The organism is Desulfofundulus luciae, from assembly GCF_030813795.1.
Taxonomy (GTDB): domain Bacteria; phylum Bacillota; class Desulfotomaculia; order Desulfotomaculales; family Desulfovirgulaceae; genus Desulfofundulus; species Desulfofundulus luciae.
Window position 1 is genome coordinate 1 of the sequence record NZ_JAUSUX010000020.1, and the last position, 18,226, is coordinate 18,226.

Consider the following 18,226-nt stretch of genomic DNA (forward strand, 5'->3'; position numbering starts at 1 on the left):
GGTAAAACGGTGGAAGTGGATCACTTTTACTTTATCATTGGTGGATCACTTTCACATTATCAGGTGGATCAATTTTATATTGACAAACGCAAGGGGAGAATCTATTGTTTGCAGCCTCTCTCAATAAGGTTGAATAATCTTCGTTAATCTCACAATTTCAGCCATTTTCATTTTTCAGCAGGGCTATGACTGATAATGATACCCAGTTATGCCTTTGTCTGGAAGGTGGTGTATGCAGAAATACCAGGGCTGCTTGTGTGACAATTTTTCGCGCGCTCTTCTCTCCACACTTTACCCTGGCGATATACCCTCTCATGTCTCCCGGGATACCAATAACCGTGCCGGTTCCGGACTTTCCTTCGTCCCACCTGCCCAGGGGTGGAGGCCATTGTGCTACCTAACAGGGTCTACTTGCCCTCATGGTTTGATTTTTGGCTCTCCGCGCTGCATGATTGTCAAGATCCATGTGGCAAGGGCTTTATCACGGTACAATGTTATGATGCAGCCAGCACCTTCCGCCTGCAGCCCGGTAGAACGGAAGGAAAGCCGTGGCAGGTACGGGCCGTTGCGTGGATACCGGCCTAAGCGGCTACTTTTGCCACTGGTCTAACCGGTCCGGCATGTACTAAGGCCGGATGGCTTTCAGGCAAAACCAAATCCCGGTTATACGCCATTCCCTTGCGTGCCAGGGCAAAGATGATGCGCAAAAGCCTGCAGCAAATGGCCACCAGGGACTGCTTTCCTTTCAGTGGGTTGTTGGGCCTGGTGGTGTAATAGTGGTGGAGTATCGAAAATTCCTGCGTTCTGGCCACCAAAACCAGGGCTACCCGGAAGAGCGCGCAGCGCAGCTTTGCTCTGCCCCGCTTGCTGATGCGGGTCCTTCCCTTGTGGGTGCCTGAACTGTTTTCCACCAGGTTCAAGCCGGCCAGCTTTATTAACTGCCTGGCATTGCGGTAGTTGTTCAGGTCGCCCACTTCAGAAACTATGGTAGCCACTTGCAGTATGCTCATTCCCGGGATGGTGAGCAGGTACCCGGCATAAGGGATTTCCCTCAACAGTTCTGCCAGGCGGAGCCTCAACCAGCTCGCATTCCTTGAGGATTTCCTTGACCCGGCGTAGCTGGTAGCGGAGCTCCATCCTGGCGCCTTCAAGGCCATCTCTTACACCCACCGAGGTCCTGGCTTTATCCTTTAGGAGCTCAGCATGCTTGAGCCCGACCCGGTTATGAGTGGCCTGGCTTAAAACGGCAGCCACTTCATCTACCGGCTTTTCAGTGAGGTCAGCCGGGAAAGGGAAATTATCCAGGGCAGCCATGGCGGCCTTTCCTTCAACAGACTTGAAAACGTCTTGAAACTCCGGAAAATATAGGTCCAGAATGGTGTTGATTCGCGCTTCGCTTTGTTGAAGTTCTTTGTTTAACCGTTCCCGGAAGTTGACGAGATTGCGGATATCCGCTATTACGCCGGCTGGAATGTGCGGGATGTAGAAACGACCATCCCTGGCCAGGCGGGCAATTACCCCGGCATCCTTGTCGTCCCGTTTGGTTGGTGAATTGTCGTCCAATTCCTTGGCCTTTTTGACATGGTGCGGGTTGACCAGGACCACCGTAATCCCTTGCGTTTTTAAGACACAGGCTAAGGGGAGCCAGTAATGGCCGGTAGGCTCCATGGCCACCAAAACTTTAGACAGGCCGTGTTTAAACTGGACCGTCTTGATTTGCTGGACTAGATCACCAATGCCGGATATGGTATTCTGGAATGGGAACGGCTTGTGCAGTCCCTCCCCCCGGAAATTGGTCATTTGGGCGTAGTGGGTTTGTTTGGCCACGTCTACACCCACAATTAAGGTTTCAGGTGTGATCATGGCAAGCTTCTGGGAAAGGGGATTGTACATCGCTGATCCCTCCTGGTATTGGTGGTTTTGGGTTTTGGCATTTACACCATACCAGGATTTTTTCTTTCCCTCAAGCCCCACTACTCCTGATTACAGGAATGCTACCTATGAGGAATTGAAAGGTCTGAACAACAAATATGCAGACAGGGGAACAGGTAGTTTGCAGCCTACCTATGAGGAATTGAAACACTAAATTTACATCAATCAAAGCATCGATGGAGGATGGGCAAACTACGACATTAACGAACCTGGCTTCCTGGACAGCCTGATTATAGCCATGAACCGGCTGGGGGTGAAATGATGCTGCTGGCATACGAGTATGAGGGGTTATTAATCAATTTGGCGCATAGAAATGAGGTTGTCTCTATCTTACAAGCCCTGGACGAGACTGACCTTGTAACTCCTGAGATCGCAAAGAGGAAAGAAGCAATGATTGAGCGGCTAAGAAGGCTCGGGGAGCATAAGATCTATGAACGTTTAAGAGGTTCAATACCTACAGCCTGAATGAGAAGGCTCCGGAACAACAGATGCCGGTTTGCAGCCTACCTATGAAAGTATGGTGTAAGGTCCTAGGAGGGGACGCCCCCACGGAGGAGCTGTTGTAATTTTACTTGCCGTAACAAACCCTACTAAATCCGAGTACGTAGATTGGCACTTTGCTAAAGTTTACCAAGAAAACTCCAAAGAAGGAGCTTTAGCCAGTTTTGTTGGAATCTTTCTGCCTATTGATAAAATAATTTGCGAGCATACCGTATCCAGAAATTTTCTCCATTTTTCTGTGTGCTTTAAGCTGGTGTAGAATGTTTGGAGGAGCGGCGATTGAACGGCGGAGAGGTCGTGACTGAAGAACATTGTAATGGTATGATGCAAATTAGGGAAAGAGGGAAAGAGGGAAAGAATGGTAGTTGGTATAATTCTCGCCGTCCCTGCTGCAGTGGTGGGATTTGCCTTATTGCGGCGCTACCGATGGGAGAAGCTCCATGAAGAACTCAGCCAGAAGGTTATTACAGAGGACAAGCTCGGCGAGTTGACTGGAAGTCCGTGGTACCGGATAATAGAGCCAGCTGCAGTGGCTGGTGCCACGGCCTATGATGTCGTTCACGCCCTGGCCATGATGGATGACCGAGTACTGGAGGCCATGGATTTCTCCAGCAAGCTGGATCTGAGTACGTTTAATCGGCTCGGCGCGTACGTCCATGACCAGTTCTACACCGGCAGCGAGGCCTCCATCACTGGAGCTGTGGAGAGACTTCAGGGGTACGCGGCCGAGCAGATAGTGGCGGCACACCTTGCCGCCCAGGGGCATGTGGTGGAGTTTCCCGACACACCAAACCAGGAAGGCTGGGACCTGCTGGTGGACGGCCACCCCCTGCAGGTTAAATGTGTCATGGACCCTGCCATTATCAAAGAGCACCTGGAGAGGTACCCGGATATTCCGGTCATCGTCAATGCTGAAATGGGACAGCACTTTGCCGACAACAGCCACGTAATAGTTGATAAAGACCTTATCCACTCCCAGGTCGCGGAGCATGTACATAATACAATCCATGGTGTTCACGCAATTGACTCGATGCCTTTCCACGTGCCGGTCATCACTCTGGCTCTGGCAGCGGTGAGAGAAGGTGTCTTGCTGGCAGACGGCCGCGTTAATCTGTCCGAGGCCGCAAGGAATGTCGGAAGGGACGTAGCAATGGTAGGCGGCGGCGGTTTTATCGGCAGCAAAGTGGGTTTGGCCGTTGGCGGTATGGTGCTGGGGCCGGTCGGAGCGGCTATTGGGAGTATTCTCGGGGCAGTAGCCGGCGCTGTGGCCGGCAGGAAACTGGCCAACAGTGCTCGGCTGCAGCCCCTGGAGGAGGCCAAGGATAAGCTGAACAGGGCGTTATATGAAGTGGTGCGGTTGGTGCCGGAGGCCATAGAGCACAAGGTCGCGGCACTGGAGGGCAAGATCGGGTCAGTCAGACGCCGCTTGAAGATCAACTTCCTGAGCTGGCTCTGGCCGTCACGCCGGTGTCTTCTGTTCCGGGAGATAAAGAGCAGGATAGAAAATAGGATAGAGGGGCTGCGCGAGAAGGCTGCCTGGGCAGCCGTCGTCGATAAGGCATACTATGACCGCTCGCAGTGGGAACACGGTCTGTATAAGCCGGGCCTGGAGGTCTGCCGTTGGGTAATGGAAGAAGAGAGGTTTAATCACCCGGGACTTATATCGGCCCTGCAGAAAGTGGATACCTGTGCGAAGCGTTTGAAGGAGGAGGCCAACAGGCTTGGCCTGGATGGACCTCCACTGGGGGAACGCATCAAGAGAGGGGCCATCAGGCTGTTGGGCAATGTGATTGGCTGGTTTGATAGATTAAAGAGGGGATAGGCCAGTCATCCATGAATAATGCCACCGTAGAGAACAATTCTTGCCCGTCCTGCTTGTAAGGACAAACAATCGCTACGTTTTGGGTCACGATTATTGGGAATGCGGCCTGGAAGAAGAGAAAAGGGGAGAATACTGCCCATACTTTCGGAGACTAAAAGGAACGGAGCCACGTCGAAATGTCCAAAGCGGCGATAAACCCAACCTACTGCAAAACGGCCCTCAGCAGGACCGGCATTCCGGGCTACCGCTACTGCCTGAACCCTTATGTCGGCTGCTCCCACGGGTGCCGTTACTGCTATGCGGACACAGTGCTCCGTTTTTCCGGCCGCTCCGGGAAATGGGGCGAATTCGTGGCCGCTAAAGTCAACTTCCCGGAGGTTTTGAGGGAAGAATTGCGGCGGAAAAGGAACCTTTCAGGCAGGATTATCTTTGGTACCGTTACAGACGCCTACCAGCCTGCGGAAGAAAAGTTCGGTCTTACCAGGAGTTCCCTGGAGATCTTTGCGGAGGAGTGGCCAAACGCGGAGATTGACCTGCTTACGAAATCTGACATTGTAGTACGAGATGTGGATGTGCTCAAGAAGCTGAAAAATTGTTCCATCGGTTTTACTGTGACCACTTCTGATGACAGGGTAGCCGCTGTGTTAGAGCTCAGGGCCGCCACGCCGTCGGCGCGCCTCCTGGCCGCGAAAAGGCTTACTGGCGAAGGTTTACACGTATGGGCCTTTATTGCGCCTGTTCTTCCGGGAGTGAGCGACGCTCCCGGGGTGCTGGAGGAGCTTATATCTGGCCTGAAAGAAGCCGGGGTTAAGGAAGTCTACCTCGATTCGCTGAACCCTTATCCTGCTTCCGTGTATCGTCTAAAAGTTGCTTACCAGACAATGCTTCCCTGGGCACTGAAGCACCTGGAACAGTACCTTTGTGATCCCCGCGGGTACTTAAAAGCACTCTCGGAAGAATTGGCTGCCCTTTCGCAGAAATACGGCTACGACTTAAGGGTTGATTAAAACCGTAGGTGCATGGCCCAAAAATAACGGACCAAGAAGGTGGAGCGGTTTTGTATGATCAGATTGAGGGGTCACCACTTGATTTGCCTTCACTTCTACCGGAGCGAGGGATACAGTCGGGAATTTGTCGAAAACCTGGAAGACGTAGTGCGCAGGGCTACGGAGGGCGAGGAAATAGAGGTAGTTGAAGGCGCGGACGACATCTGCCGGGCTTGCCCGACGCTCCAGGGAGAAAAGTGCGTCGCCAGGCCCGGGGTGGACGCAGAAATCAGAGAAATGGATGCGGAAGCGGCCGCGCACCTTGGTGTCGAAGTTGGGTCAAAGGTGCTCTGGCATGAAATAAGGGCCAAAGTGATGGCGATGTCCAAAGAGTGGCTGACGGCTTTCTACGGGGGGTGCGATTGGGGAGAAGTCTGCGCCGAGAAAAAGATAGTGTTGGGGCTGGTTTGAACCAGCTTTTCCCTCTATTTGTCGCCAACATGGGGGACACGCATACCTATGGTTGTAAAAGCTTTATTTCTTCTTAAATTAGCAAGATTATGTTACGCACAGGGGGGTAACGATTGACGCATAGGGAACGTATACTGAAGACCCTCTCTGAAACCGCCGTGCCGGTGTGCGATGACTGCTTGACCAGGATCACTGGAATAAATCCACGTCAAACGGTTTACCAGAACTGTACCAGTTTGGCAAATACGGGAACGATCAGGCGTGAACAAGGGGAATGCGCTTTTTGTGCGAAAATCAAAATAGTTAGTTGGATTGAAAAAGGTATAGAGAATTATGCCAGCTTTCTGGCTAAAGCTGACATCACGCGGACTGAAACTTCATCCCAAAAAGAGAAGGATTTAAAGACTAAACCTCCCTGGTACTGGGAGGGGAATATCCAGTCTAAGCTGGTTGCATACCTGGCAGCTCAAGGTTATTTCATCCGGAGCGTTACGGACACTGCGTCCAGGTTGCAGGGGAAAGACATAGTTGCGGTTACGCCGGAGGGCCGGGAATTATGGGTCTCGGTCAAAGGGTTTCCGGAGAACAACTCCTATACACAGGCCCGCCATTATTTCGCACAGGCAGTATTTGACGTCATTCTGTACCGCAGCGAGAACTCCGCAGTTGAACTTGCATTGGCATTGCCCCATGGCTTTCCTACATACGAAAGGCTGGCTTCACGTATTTCCTGGCTTCGCAGAGCCTTGCCGCTGAGGATCTATTGGGTTGACAACTTTGGTAACGTGAAGGAGGAATAAACTTCATAAATCCATAACAGGAACAGAAGGCCCCTTGCGGTGGGAGGGAGTTATAGTGAAACCGTTTAAAATTTGCGACGGCCTTTACCAGATCGGCGGTCCGGAAATCACCGCCCCGGAGGATTGCTGCGTTTACCTTCTCGACGGGGGCGGTGAGCTGGCCATAATCGATGCCGGATTGGGCCGCAGTGCCCCCGACCTGATCGGCAACCTAAAGAAGCTTGCCCTTGACCCTGCTTCAGTGAAATATCTGGTGGCGACGCACGGCCACATTGACCATACGGGAGGGCTGGCCTATCTTAAGGAAAAATTACAGGCCAAAGTGGTGGCCCACGAGCATGAACTCCCGGCAATGGAAGGGAAAAATGTCTCGCTGACCGCGGCAAGTTATTACGGCGTGAAATACAGGCCGGTGGCGGTGGACGTTGTTCTCCGGGGCGAAGAAGAAACCCTGGATCTGGGGGGTCTTAAACTTGTCTTTCTCCATACACCCGGCCACACTCCCGGAGGAATTTCCCCTTACGTTGACCTCGGAGGGAAAAGGATTCTTTTCGGACAGGACATCCACGGTCCGTTTCATCCCGCTTGGGGTTCGGATCTGGCCGCCTGGGAACAATCGATGCGAAGGCTTTTGGCTCTTAAGCCAGATATCCTCTGCGAGGGGCATTTCGGGATTTATCAACCTTATGAAAAGGTCAGGCAGTACATCGAAAGCTACCTGCAACGCTATCGGGAAAAAGCGTATTTTTTGGCCAACGGATTAAATGTTTCACAGTATCATTTTGTCCACGGCGGCTTCCAGGGTGGATCAGTTTGACAATATCACAGGGGCTAAAAATGGTTTAGTTTTTATAGTAGCAAATACATAAGGGGAGCGTAAACACACGGTCGGCCGGAGTCATAGCATATTGTAAAAGCAGCAAGTAAAGGGAGGGATTTTTTTGGATAAGGCTCCGGCGGCTATGGTGACGGCAGGCCCGCGGGGTATCAGGCGGGGCCAGCCGGCTCCCTTGTTTGAATCGGAAGCTTACTGGCGGGGGAGGAGGGTCGATATTCGCCTGGCCGACTACCAGGGTCGTTACGTGGTACTTTTCTTTTACGCCAGCGATTTTACTTTTGTTTGACCTACGGAGTTGGCAGCAGTTGCTGCCCGTTACGACCGGTTTGCCCAGGTGGGTGCCGAGGTGCTGGCCATCAGCACAGACAGCGTTTACGCCCATAAGGTGTTTGCCGAGGTGTCTCCCTCGGCCCGCAAGGTCCAGTATCCACTGCTTTCCGACCGCAACCAGGAAATATCCCGTGTCTATGGCGTGCTCGATGAGGAGACCGGTGCAGCTTACCGGGCCACTTTCATCATCAACCCCCAGGGCCGTATTGAGTATTACTGCGTCTACCCCCGGGAAGTGGGGCGGAACGTGGACGAAATTATCCGCGTGATCCAGGCTATCCAGTACGCTGCCGCTACGGGCGAAGGTGTACCCGCTCAGTGGCATCCGGGTCAGCCTGGTATCAGGCGGGACTTTGAAAGGGCCGGGACGATTTAGGAGGGCTAAGAGATTCTCCTACCCCGTTGTTAAGACGGGGCTTGATTTTTTCACTCCTCCCCCGAATTATCCAAGCCCCACATCTGGAGAAGGCGGTTTAGTTTCAGGGTGATGTACCCTAAAACTGCGGCCACCAGCGTGGGCACGTAAAGGCCGGCACCTATACCCGTGCCCAGGCCGGCGGTAAGCCAGATGCTGGCGGCAGTGGTGAGGCCGCGGATGTGGTCCCGGTCCTTGAAGATAATGCCGCCGCCAATAAAACCTACACCGGTGACAATTTGCGCGGCTATGCGTGCCGGGTCCCCCGGCTGGTAGGGATTTGTTCCAATTAAGGACGTAAAACCGTAGCTGCTGATTAAGGTGAACAGGGCGGAGCCCAGGCAGACCAGGGCATGGGTGCGCACTCCGGCAGGCTTGTGGCGTATTTCCCTTTCCAGCCCGATGAGAAATCCCACTAAAAAAGCCAGCAGCAACCTGGCAAGCATTTCTTTCAGGCTGATCAACGGGGTTCACCCTTTAGATAAGTGTTGAACGTTGAACTCTATTATGATCGGCTACTCCCGCCGGTTATGCGTGGATACCTTCTTTAACCCGGGCCCGGGTTGAAAAAATCAATGAAGCCTCCGGGAATTTTCCCCGGAGGCTTCGTTGATCAAGGCCGATTACTGCCAGGTTTTGATAGGGCAGTATCACACCGTTTCCTCAATCACCAGATCCACAAAACGGAAGTTCACCGTATCCACCAGGCCCCGGTTGGTCACCCGCAGCTCCGGTATTACCGGCAGGGATAAAAGGGCCATGGTCATGAAGGGGGAGACCAGGGGGCAGCCCAGCTCCCTCCAGGCCCGTTCCAGGGCAGCCACCATTTCCCGCACCCCTTCCACCGGCCGGTCGGACATCAACCCGGCTATGGGCAGGGGCAAGAGGGCCAGCACCCGGCCGTTCAGCACGGCCGCCATGCCGCCACCGCATTCGGCCAGGGTGTTGGCGGCCAGGGCCATGTCGGCGTCGTCCATGCCCACCACCAGCAGGTTATGGCTGTCGTGGGCCACGGTGGAGGCCACCGCGCCTCCTTTAAGATGAAAGCCCCTGACCAGGCCCAGGCCCATGTTTCCCGGCCCGCCGTGCCGTTCAATGCAGGCCACCTTGGCCACATCCAGTTCCACGGAAGACCTGATTTCCCCGTTTTCCACAGGCATTTCCACCTGCCGGTGCAAGGTGCCCACCCTGGCTTCGATTACTTCCATTACCCGCACCAGGGCTTTCTTCCCGTGGTGGGCGGCAATGGTGAAATCGCCGGCGGCAAGGGGCTTGCGCAGGTGCACCGAGTGACGGGCCTTTTCAGGGTAATCGAAGGGCGCCAGGTCAAATAACATCCGCCCTTTTTCGGCCACCATCATGCCGTCCACCATGACCCGTTCCACCTTCATGTCCGCAAGATCGGGGATAAACAAAATATCGGCACAGCGCCCGGGGGCGATGCTGCCCAAATCCCGGGTTACCCCGAAGCACTGGGCGGGATTGATGGTGGCCATCTGGATGGCCCGCACCGGGTCGACCCCTTCCTGGATGGCCCGGCGCACCACGTGGTTCAGGTGGCCCAGGGTTAGCAGGGTTTCCGGGTGGGTGTCGTCGGAAACCAGGATGGCGTAGCGGGAGTCTACCCGGGTTTCGGTGATGCTCTTTATCGTAGCCTTAACATCCTGCCAGGCCGAACCCTCCCGCATCTTGGCATACATGCCCAGGCGCATGCGGGCCAGGGCGTCTTCCATGCGCGTGGATTCGTGGCAGGAGCATATGCCTGCGGCAATGTAACCCGGCAGGCCCACTTCCGTTTCAGGGATAGAATAGTGTCCCGTGACCACCTTATTTGCTTTCAGGGTGGCCTGTATTTCCCCGTGCACCAGGGGATCTCCCGCCAGCACGCCGGGGAAGTTCATCATTTCGCCCAGGCCGATGATCCCCGGCCAGGTCATGGCTTCACGAACTTCCGCCGGCCCGATGCTTGCCCCGGCATCCTCAAAGCCGGGGGCGGCGGGGACGCAGGAGGGCATGGTGGTAAAAACCTTTAAAGGCAGCCTTTCCCCTTCTTCCATCATCAGGCGGATGCCCTCCATGCCCAGGACATTGGCGATTTCATGGGGATCCATGAAAATGGTGGTGGTGCCGCAGGGGATTACCGCCCGGGCAAACTGGGTGACGGTAACCATGCTGCTTTCCACGTGAATATGCCCGTCCAGAAAGCCCGGCACCAGGTAACAGCCCCCGGCATCGATCACCAGGGTATCCTTGCCGATGGTATGGCCGGCCCGGCCTACCAGCACCACCCGGCCGTGTTTAACAGCCACATCCAGGCCGGGCTGGATTTCGGCGGTATGCACGTTCACCACCCGGCCGTTTTTGATTACCACATCGGCCGGTATTTTCCCCTGGGCGGCCAGGGCCAGATCGGCGGTAACTTCCCACAGGGGACGCCGGTTGGGTTGATATGCCATTTTTTCACCCCGCAAGATGAATGGTTTTCCCACTATATTTACCGTGTGAAAGGGAATAATACCTGCAGGTAAGGGGGGGAAAACTGCACTTAATTTTTAGTTGGGGCAGTTTGTCCTTTAAAGGGTTTGGTGGTATTGGAGAGAGCCCTGCATGAACTTTATTTTTACTGACGTAAGGAGGGGTTGTCTTGCCGGCAGAACGGGACGAGATTTTAACACAAAAGGTGCAGGCCGTCCTGGACAGCGACGTGCGTACCAGGGAATACGGATTGAAGGCCGATGTAGTGGACGGCAGAGCCCGCATTACCGGCATCGTGGATACCCTGGCTGAGAGGGAACAGGTGAGCCGGATTGTTTCGGCTATCGAAGGCATCCGGGCGGTGGAAAACGGCGTGGCCGTAAGTACCGATGGGGCCATCACCGACGATGATGTGGCCTTTGAAGTGGGTGAGGAACTGGATGCGGCGGGTGTCAACCGCCGTCATGTGGGGGTAAAGAGCGTTAAGGGAGTGGTTTTCCTCCAGGGGCGGGTAGACAACGCCGGGGAAATTGAAAGGGCTAAAGCCGCGGCCGCCAGGGCCCGGGGGGTAAAGGAAGTGATCAGCCAGCTTAAACTGCGCCCCCCGGGTGGTTACGATGATGAAAGCCTGGAGGCCATCTTCCACCACCAGGTGAACAATGACGGGGAAGACGAGGGGGAAGCCCGTATATTTTAAGGGGGATAAGTCCGGCGACTTATCCCCAACTTTTCTTTCCGGGCCCTGGATAGCTGTTGGGAGCCGTCATTGATCCGGAAGAGGTGAAAAACGGTCTTCTTGTCCCACCCCATATCCCAGGGGCAGTGGTAGCGGTCCACCGTATGGGCGTCCACCACCGGGTAACCCCGGGAGTCCGTCCCGACCACAATGGCAAAATGCTCGATGCGCCCCTTTTCCTCATAGCCGATCACATCCCCTTTTTGCAGTTCCCGTACGGCTCCCCGGGGAAATTTGACGCCAGGCTGGTTCAATTCCGGGAAGGTACCCCGGGCTATCCGCCGGGCATGGCCGCTGTACAGGAGCCAGCTGGCAAAGGCCTCGGTTTGCACCCAGGCCCGGCTCCCCGAACCGCCGTTGCGGTCGTAGCGGTAGTACCAGGTGCCGTCCATGGGGAGCCTGCCTCCTTCCTGGTCCCCCAGGCACTGGGACACAAAATTGGTGCAGTCCCCGCCGTTGCCGTTGAGGTCGCGGTAACGGGGGTTGTATTTGTGATTGTTGCCGGCTCCCCAGGCCAGGCCGGCGTATTTATCCGCGTACCGGGCCGCCCCCTCCCGGTCGAAAATACCGGGGGAATAGTTCTTTGCGGGGGAGGATTTTACCACCGCTCCTATACAGGCGGCGCCGTCTGCGGGCGTGGGTTTAGGTACCAGGGTGTCGTCACCCAGCCCGTCGGTATAAAAGTCCTTCCGGATAAGCCACTTTCCGTCCCTTTTTACCAGCTCCATCCAATGCCGGGTGCCGATGCCAAAGCGGTTGACGGCAGGATCTTTGGGGTAAACGTACCCCAGCTGAAGGGTCTGGTGGACAATAAATTCGGCGGTATCTCCACGAACACGGAACCAGGTGATGTGTATTGATGGTTTTGCTTCAATGAACCGCAACCCCCGCTTTTTAGCCCACTGCTGTACAAAATTCAGCTTGTGTTCCTCATGGGCAAGGGCCCAGCGCCCCAGCCTGGCCCCGGTATCGTAGCAGGCCAGGACCGGGGCGGGATCGGCTCCGGTAATAATGGCCCGGGCGCGGGTTTCAAAAATTTGCTTCACCGTGGTTTCCAATTCCTTTTTTGAGACGGGCGAGCCGGCGGCTGGGCAATTTGAAGCTCCAAGAATGCCGGTCATGCTGATAATTATTAGTGGTAAAACAATTTTGCGCAATAACATAAAGCCCCTCCTCCAGCTTTAGGCCATAACATTTATATGTTTTCCAGCAGTGAAAGAGGCTTGCGCGTTTAATAATGGTAACTCTGCCTGAAAGAAAAAGCCGCTCGTCCGAGCGGTCACACTGTCTTTAAGTGCAGGTGACTTCCCGCAGTACCCGGTTCCAGGCATCCGGGGCTACCTCGCGGTACCTGGCGGGGCCGACAAAATAGTCCCGCCCGGGGAGGGCCTGTTTGCGCAGGATTTCCGGGCCGTTCCCCTGCAGGGCCTGGTAAAGGGTCAGGATATGGCCCATACCCAGGTTTGTCTCCACCCCGCTGGTAAAAATCCACAAAAGGCGCGGCAGTTTGATCAGTACGGCCGGTTCAATCAGTCTTGCCGCCAGGGCCCGGATTTCTGCTTGCAGGTCCATGCGCTGGCTGGTGTAAGTCCCCTCAAATACCTCCAGCAAAGAAGTTTGTTTGCCGGCCATCTCCACCGGCCCCAGCGCCTCGCTGGTGCGGGTCAGGGTAGCCTGGCTGATATCCACGTAATGGTTAATGGGTATGCCGAAGCGTTTTTCCAGGTATGCCGTCGTCCCTTCACGTCCCGTTTTATGGTAGAGTTCCTCCAGTGTTTTCACGCCCCGGATGTCATGGATGCGGGTGTTTATGGGGATGGAGACAATGCCCACCGGTTTCTTGCGCGGGGTGACGGCCATCAGGGTAACGGCCTTTAATTTTGGACCGTCGGTCCAGAAAATGAGGACGTTTTCCGTCGCGGTCGTCTGGTTTTGTTTGTCTTGCGGGTTGCCGGGTTGCTGTTGTTCTGCATGGGCTTCAGTAGCCGTGTTTAAAAAAATAAGTAAGGTAAACACTGCAAGAAAGGCGTACCACAACAACTTCCGGGAATTCAACGCCCGTAACCTCCTTTGCCGTGCCGGATTTATTTTGCACCGGGATTTCCCTTTTATGCAACTTCCTATTGACATGGGAGGGGGACTGATCTATACTGGATGATAGTTTTATCGGGTAGTATTTTATCATATTAAAGTAAAGAAGGGTTGTGGGGGTGTTTTGATTGAAGTTGCGGTTGGGCCTGCCAAAGGGGAGCCTGCAGGAAGCCACTTTTCAGTTATTCAAACGGGCCGGTTTTAATATGGCGGTCAAGAGCCGCTCCTACTTTCCCAGCGTTGACGATCCGGAGCTGGAAATAGTGCTGATGCGTGCCCAGGAGATCCCCCGGTATGTGCATGAGGGTGTGCTGGATGCGGGCATCAGCGGCCTGGACTGGATCATGGAAAATGAGGCCGACGTGGTGGAGGTGGCCGAGCTTGTTTATTCGAAACAAACCACCAACCCCATCCGTCTGGTGCTAGCTGTGGCCAATGATAGCGATATCCGGACGGTGGCCGATTTGCAAAACAAGCGCATTGCCACCGAGCTGGTCCGGGTGACCAAAAAGTTTCTTGCCAGCCACGGCGTAGAGGCTTACGTGGAATATTCCTACGGTGCCACCGAGGTCAAGGTGCCTCACCTGGTGGATGCCATTGCCGATCTTACGGAAACCGGTAGTTCGCTGAAGGCCAATAATTTAAGGGTGATTGCCACCATATTGGAATCAACCCCCCGCCTCCATGCCAACAAGAAAGCCTGGGAGGATCCCTGGAAGCGGGAGAAGCTGGAAAACCTGGCCGTGTTGCTGCAGGGGGCGCTCCGGGCCGACGCCAAGGTGGGCCTGAAGATGAACGTGCCCAGGGAGAAGCTGGATGATGTGCTGGCGTTGTTGCCGGCCATGAAACACCCCACCATTTCCCAGCTGGTAAATTGCGACTGGTGTGCGGTGGAGGTAATTATGGATGAGAAAAAAGTGCGGGATTTGATCCCGGCCTTGAAAAGAACAGGTGCACATGACATCATTGAGTACCCGTTGACCAAGGTGATTCCCTGAAGGCGGGCATGCACGTTACCCTGAGCTGACTTCCGGAGTTCGCCAGGATGTGCAATTCTTCAGTTCTAACCTTCCCCGGGCCGGGGAAGTTTTTATTTTGCCGGCCGGAAGGTTTATCAGAAAGTTCTTAGAATTAAACCATAGGGGGATCATTTATGGGGAGGGATCGCGATTGCCCGGCAATAAACTGGAGGTGCTGGACAGTATTTTTTATCCCCGCAGCGTGGCTGTAATAGGGGTTACCGAATCGAGCGACCGGGTAGGTTATAACCTTTTACAAAGTCTTATCTATTCGGGGTTTCAGGGCAAGATCTATCCAATACATCCCCGCCTTGAGAGCCTGCAGGGCCTGCCGGTATACCGTTCCCTGGAAGAAGTGCCCGGACCGGTGGATGTGGCGGTAATTGGGGTAAATCAGTTTGCTACCGTGGAAGTGGTGGAGCAGTGCGGTAAAAAAGGAGTGAAAGGGGTTATCTGCGTAGCGGGCGGCTACCGGGAAATGGGGGCGGAAGGGAAGGCCCTGGAAGAACGCCTGATTGCCGTGGCCCGGCAATATAACATGGAAGTGGTTGGCCCGAACACGCTGGGGTTGATTAATACCCGGGCCAATCTAAACGCCACTTTTTATCCCCTGCGGTTACCCCGGGGCAAAGTTTCCTTCGTCAGCCAGAGCGGTGGTGTGGGGCTTACCATACTGCAAAAAGCCATGGATGAGGGCCTGGGCATCAACAAGTGGGTGGGCGTGGGCAACCGCAGCACCCTGGAATTGAGCGATTACCTGGAATACCTGGCCCGGGACGACAGTACGGCGGTCATTGGCGTTTTTGTCGAGGGCACCGATGATGCCCGGCGCCTGGTACAGGTAGCCGGTGAGGTGGCCCGGCGTAAGCCGGTGGTTTTTTATAAGGTGGGGCGTTCTGATGCGGTGAACCTTGCCGCCCTCACCCATACCGGCAGCATGGCCGGCAGCTATCAAATGTACAGGCAGATACTGCAACAGTTCGGCCTTTTGGTAGTGGAGAGTACTTTAGAAATGGTGGCTGCCTGTAAAGCCCTGGCCATGGCTCCCATTCCCCGGGGAAACGGGGTAGGGGTGGTGACCCATACGGCTGGTCCCAGTATCGTACTGCTGGATGAAGTAAACTTGCGGGGCGGGGTGTTCCCTCCCTTTACTGAGAGTACTATGGACAGGATCAAAGAGGTACTGGGTCAAAACCCCCCGGTGGTGCTCAAAAACCCCCTGGATGCAGCGGGACAGGGCATGCAGGCAGCTGCCATTGGCCGGCTGGTGGAAGCGGTGCTGGATGATCCGCGAATCGATCTCCTGGTGGCTGCCTACTGCCTTCACCTGAACTGGCGCTGTCCCACTCCGGAACTGCTGGCCGCACAAAAGCAGAGCGGCAAGCCGGTGGTGGCCCTGTACATTTCGACCCAGGAACAAGTAAGGGAAGAGAGGGAAATCCTGCACTCCCGGGGCATCCCCGTCTACATTACCCCCGAGGAGGCGGCCTGGGGAGTCTCGGCCCTTTTACATTACGCCCTGCAACGAGGAGGGATCAGCCGGTGAACGTTGCGGAATTCTTAGCGGAGGCCCGGGCTGCCGGGCGCCGGTATTTATGTGAGGACGAGGTGAAGGAAATTCTGGGTAAGGTGGGAATACCCGTGACTCCCTGCCGGCTGGCTCATAATGAGGACGAAGCGGTGGAACTGGCCGGGGAATTGGGTTATCCCGTGGTCTTAAAGGTGCGGTCCCCTTTAATCGCCCACAAGTCGGATACAGGTGGGGTGGCCTTGAACATGGTGGATGGCCGGCATGTGCGTCAGGCCTACCGGGAGATCATGGCCCGGGCGAGGGCAACAGATCCCGCGGCTGCAGTAACGGTGCAGCCCATGGCCCCGCCGGGTAGGGAAATGATTGTCGGGGTTACTACCGACCGGCAGTTCGGACCCGTGCTCATGTGCGGGCTCGGTGGGGTGTTTACGGAAATTCTGGGGGATGTCAGCTTTCGTTTAGTTCCCGTAAGCCCCGGTGTGGCCCGGAACATGATCCAGTCCTTGCGGGGATACCGTTTGCTGGCCGGTTACCGGGGTGCCCCGCCCTCAGACGAAGAGGCTCTCGTCAATATACTGGTTAAGGTTTCCGATCTGGTTGCCAGTTATCCCCAAATCCAGGAGATGGATTTAAACCCGGTAGTTGTTTATGACCGGGGAGCGCTGGTCCTGGATGCACGGATGGTGCTGGCAGGGTAGGATTTTTGCCGGGCTATGAAAGCGGCCCGGCATTTTTTGTGGGCTACTGGTGCCAATAAAATCCTTGTCAGAAATGGCCGGAAAAGTATATGCTATACTGGAGGAATGACCACAGCCTGATGCCCTTTGCGTGTGGTCAATTCCCGGCAAAAAAACAGGAGAAGAGGGTTGATTTAGTGATTCCTTTACGCGATAGCATCCGCCCGCGACGCAGGCCCTTTGTGAACTGGCTTTTAATTTTGATCAACCTGTGGGTTTTCTTTTTTAAAGAATTGGGACTTTCCCAGGCACAACTAAGCGAGCTTTTCTATAACCTGGGCGTTATTCCCGCCCAGGTAACCCATGCCCTGCAAACCGGAGCGCCGCTGGAACCCCTGTTAATACCCTTTATTACGGCCATGTTTTTGCATGGCGGGTGGGTACACGTCGGGGGCAACATGCTGTACCTGTGGATATTCGGGGATAATGTGGAGGACCGCCTGGGTCACTTTCGTTTTCTTCTCTTTTACTTGCTCTGCGGCGTGGTAGGAAGCCTGGCCCATATTCTGGCCAACCCTACTTCACCCGTACCGGTTATCGGTGCCAGCGGGGCAATTGCCGGGGTTCTGGGCGGGTACTTTATTACCTTTCGCCATTCAAGGATCCTGGCCCTGGTGCCGGTGTTCTTTTTCCTCACCCTGATGGAAGTGCCGGCGGTAATTTTCCTGGCCCTGTGGTTTGTCATCCAGCTCTTTAACGGCGCGGCTTCCCTGGGTGGGGTGGTCAACCCGGTGGCCTGGTGGGCCCATGTAGGTGGTTTTGTAGCCGGAATGATCTTAATGAAGCTTTTGACCCCTCGTAGCCGGCTGCGCAACGAGTATCCCTGGTGGTAAGGGTGTACGTATAAGCAGGGGAATCCCGCAGGGATATCATTCCCTGTAGCCGGTGCCGTATTAATGTGACTATGTACAGGCAGGGGTATCTCCCCTGCCGTTTCTTACCGGGCAAAGACGTGGTTGCCGATTTGCATGATTACCGGCCGGGACCAGACCCAGGTGCTCCTTGCCTTAGCCGGGTTCCAGTAGTAAAGGGCTCCGCCCGTGGGATCATGACCACTGGCTGCTTCCCGGGCTGCGGCGATGGATTCAGGGGTGAGGGGCCGTAAATACTGGCCGTTGGTTACCGCCTCAAAGGCATCGGGCTGGTATATCACTCCCCGGATGGTGTGGGGGAATTCCCCGCTCCGGGTGCGGTTCAGGATTACGGCCCCTACGGCTACCTTGCCGATATAAGGCTCGTCGGCTGCCTCACCCTCAATCACCCGGGCCATGAGTATAAGGTCGTCCCGGCTGATGCTGGATCCGCGGGATACCTGAGCATTGACTTTCGTCTGGAAAGAATGCCTTTGGGATATTTTATAATTGTTCGCAGTGATCTTGCTCGTTTTGGAGTTTTCCGCAATTCCAGTGGTGGCATCCCCGTTGCCCGGCAATACCGCCAGGGCAAAGATCAGCACTACCATAACCGCGGTAGCAGCCATTACGGCTGCTTTGTTCTCTTTGAACCAAAGAAAAAAAGCCATGGTTTCCACTCCTTTCGTCG

At 55.1% G+C, this 18,226-nt stretch carries 19 protein-coding genes; 12 read left to right on the top strand and 7 right to left on the bottom strand.

What is annotated here, in order from left to right; all coding sequences use genetic code 11:
• Positions 1-581: 581 nt before the first annotated feature.
• Both J2Z49_RS11015 and J2Z49_RS11020 read right to left on the bottom strand, forming a co-directional pair.
• The gene (locus J2Z49_RS11015; RefSeq protein ID WP_307403014.1) at positions 582-995 is read right to left on the bottom strand and encodes a transposase; all 414 of its coding nucleotides are present in this window, start codon (positions 993-995) and stop codon (positions 582-584) included.
• Positions 976-1,893, bottom strand: a complete 918-nt coding sequence (locus tag J2Z49_RS11020) for an IS110 family transposase (RefSeq protein WP_307403015.1) — start codon at positions 1,891-1,893, stop codon at positions 976-978. The genes J2Z49_RS11015 and J2Z49_RS11020 overlap by 20 nt, the downstream gene beginning before the upstream one ends.
• Before the next feature lie 297 nt (positions 1,894-2,190).
• On the opposite strand from J2Z49_RS11020, the gene J2Z49_RS11025 reads away from it, so the two are divergent.
• The 7 genes from J2Z49_RS11025 to J2Z49_RS11055 all read left to right on the top strand — a co-directional run bounded on the left by J2Z49_RS11025 (position 2,191) and on the right by J2Z49_RS11055 (position 8,056).
• A complete protein-coding gene (locus tag J2Z49_RS11025) occupies positions 2,191-2,397 on the top strand; it encodes a hypothetical protein (protein ID WP_307403016.1) in 207 nt (68 codons plus the stop codon).
• A 394-nt stretch (positions 2,398-2,791) separates the two neighbouring features.
• Positions 2,792-4,255, top strand: coding sequence for a hypothetical protein (locus J2Z49_RS11030; RefSeq protein WP_307403017.1), 1,464 nt, complete (start codon positions 2,792-2,794; stop codon positions 4,253-4,255).
• A 176-nt stretch (positions 4,256-4,431) separates the two neighbouring features.
• The gene (locus J2Z49_RS11035; RefSeq protein WP_307403018.1) at positions 4,432-5,262 is read left to right on the top strand and encodes an SPL family radical SAM protein; all 831 of its coding nucleotides are present in this window, start codon (positions 4,432-4,434) and stop codon (positions 5,260-5,262) included.
• A 54-nt stretch (positions 5,263-5,316) separates the two neighbouring features.
• A complete protein-coding gene (locus tag J2Z49_RS11040) occupies positions 5,317-5,712 on the top strand; it encodes a DUF1284 domain-containing protein (protein ID WP_307403019.1) in 396 nt (131 codons plus the stop codon).
• Positions 5,713-5,825: 113 nt separating this feature from the next.
• Positions 5,826-6,512 (top strand): hypothetical protein, encoded by a 687-nt coding sequence (locus J2Z49_RS11045; RefSeq protein ID WP_307403020.1) that lies wholly within the window; start codon positions 5,826-5,828, stop codon positions 6,510-6,512.
• Between the two features lie 55 nt (positions 6,513-6,567).
• Positions 6,568-7,329 carry an MBL fold metallo-hydrolase gene (locus tag J2Z49_RS11050; protein WP_307403021.1) on the top strand — a complete coding sequence of 254 codons (762 nt, stop codon included), beginning with the start codon at positions 6,568-6,570 and terminating at the stop codon, positions 7,327-7,329.
• Positions 7,330-7,474: 145 nt separating this feature from the next.
• Positions 7,475-8,056 (top strand): peroxiredoxin, encoded by a 582-nt coding sequence (locus J2Z49_RS11055; RefSeq protein ID WP_307403069.1) that lies wholly within the window; start codon positions 7,475-7,477, stop codon positions 8,054-8,056.
• Positions 8,057-8,106: 50 nt separating this feature from the next.
• On the opposite strand, the gene J2Z49_RS11060 is transcribed toward J2Z49_RS11055, so the two are convergent.
• Positions 8,107-8,559 carry an MgtC/SapB family protein gene (locus tag J2Z49_RS11060; RefSeq protein ID WP_307403022.1) on the bottom strand — a complete coding sequence of 151 codons (453 nt, stop codon included), beginning with the start codon at positions 8,557-8,559 and terminating at the stop codon, positions 8,107-8,109.
• A gap of 186 nt (positions 8,560-8,745) precedes the next feature.
• A complete protein-coding gene (ade, locus tag J2Z49_RS11065; RefSeq protein WP_307403023.1) occupies positions 8,746-10,551 on the bottom strand; it encodes an adenine deaminase in 1,806 nt (601 codons plus the stop codon).
• 188 nt (positions 10,552-10,739) lie between these two features.
• Here ade and J2Z49_RS11070 point away from each other — a divergent pair, with 188 nt between their 5' ends.
• Complete coding sequence (locus tag J2Z49_RS11070) at positions 10,740-11,267, top strand: BON domain-containing protein (RefSeq protein WP_307403024.1); 528 nt, start codon at positions 10,740-10,742, stop codon at positions 11,265-11,267.
• Here the strand turns inward: J2Z49_RS11070 and J2Z49_RS11075 are convergent.
• On the bottom strand, positions 11,264-12,469 hold the full coding sequence (locus J2Z49_RS11075; protein WP_307403025.1) for an amidase domain-containing protein: 1,206 nt from the start codon (positions 12,467-12,469) through the stop codon (positions 11,264-11,266). The genes J2Z49_RS11070 and J2Z49_RS11075 overlap by 4 nt on opposite strands.
• A 127-nt stretch (positions 12,470-12,596) precedes the next feature.
• The gene (locus J2Z49_RS11080) at positions 12,597-13,361 is read right to left on the bottom strand and encodes an LCP family protein (RefSeq protein ID WP_307403026.1); all 765 of its coding nucleotides are present in this window, start codon (positions 13,359-13,361) and stop codon (positions 12,597-12,599) included.
• Positions 13,362-13,525: 164 nt separating this feature from the next.
• Between J2Z49_RS11080 and hisG the strand changes: the two genes are divergently transcribed.
• The 4 genes from hisG (at position 13,526) to J2Z49_RS11100 (ending at position 17,517) form a co-directional block, all read left to right on the top strand.
• Entirely contained in the window at positions 13,526-14,395 is an 870-nt protein-coding gene (gene hisG, locus J2Z49_RS11085; RefSeq protein ID WP_307403027.1) for an ATP phosphoribosyltransferase, read from the top strand.
• A 172-nt stretch (positions 14,396-14,567) separates the two neighbouring features.
• On the top strand, positions 14,568-15,962 hold the full coding sequence (locus tag J2Z49_RS11090) for an acetate--CoA ligase family protein (RefSeq protein WP_307403028.1): 1,395 nt from the start codon (positions 14,568-14,570) through the stop codon (positions 15,960-15,962).
• Positions 15,959-16,645 carry an acetate--CoA ligase family protein gene (locus J2Z49_RS11095; RefSeq protein WP_307403029.1) on the top strand — a complete coding sequence of 229 codons (687 nt, stop codon included), beginning with the start codon at positions 15,959-15,961 and terminating at the stop codon, positions 16,643-16,645. Before J2Z49_RS11090 ends, J2Z49_RS11095 begins: the two co-directional genes overlap by 4 nt.
• Before the next feature lie 176 nt (positions 16,646-16,821).
• A complete protein-coding gene (locus J2Z49_RS11100) occupies positions 16,822-17,517 on the top strand; it encodes a rhomboid family intramembrane serine protease (RefSeq protein WP_307403030.1) in 696 nt (231 codons plus the stop codon).
• A 104-nt stretch (positions 17,518-17,621) separates the two neighbouring features.
• On the opposite strand, the gene J2Z49_RS11105 is transcribed toward J2Z49_RS11100, so the two are convergent.
• Positions 17,622-18,206 carry a cell wall hydrolase gene (locus J2Z49_RS11105; protein WP_307403031.1) on the bottom strand — a complete coding sequence of 195 codons (585 nt, stop codon included), beginning with the start codon at positions 18,204-18,206 and terminating at the stop codon, positions 17,622-17,624.
• Between the last annotated feature and the right edge of the window lie 20 nt (positions 18,207-18,226).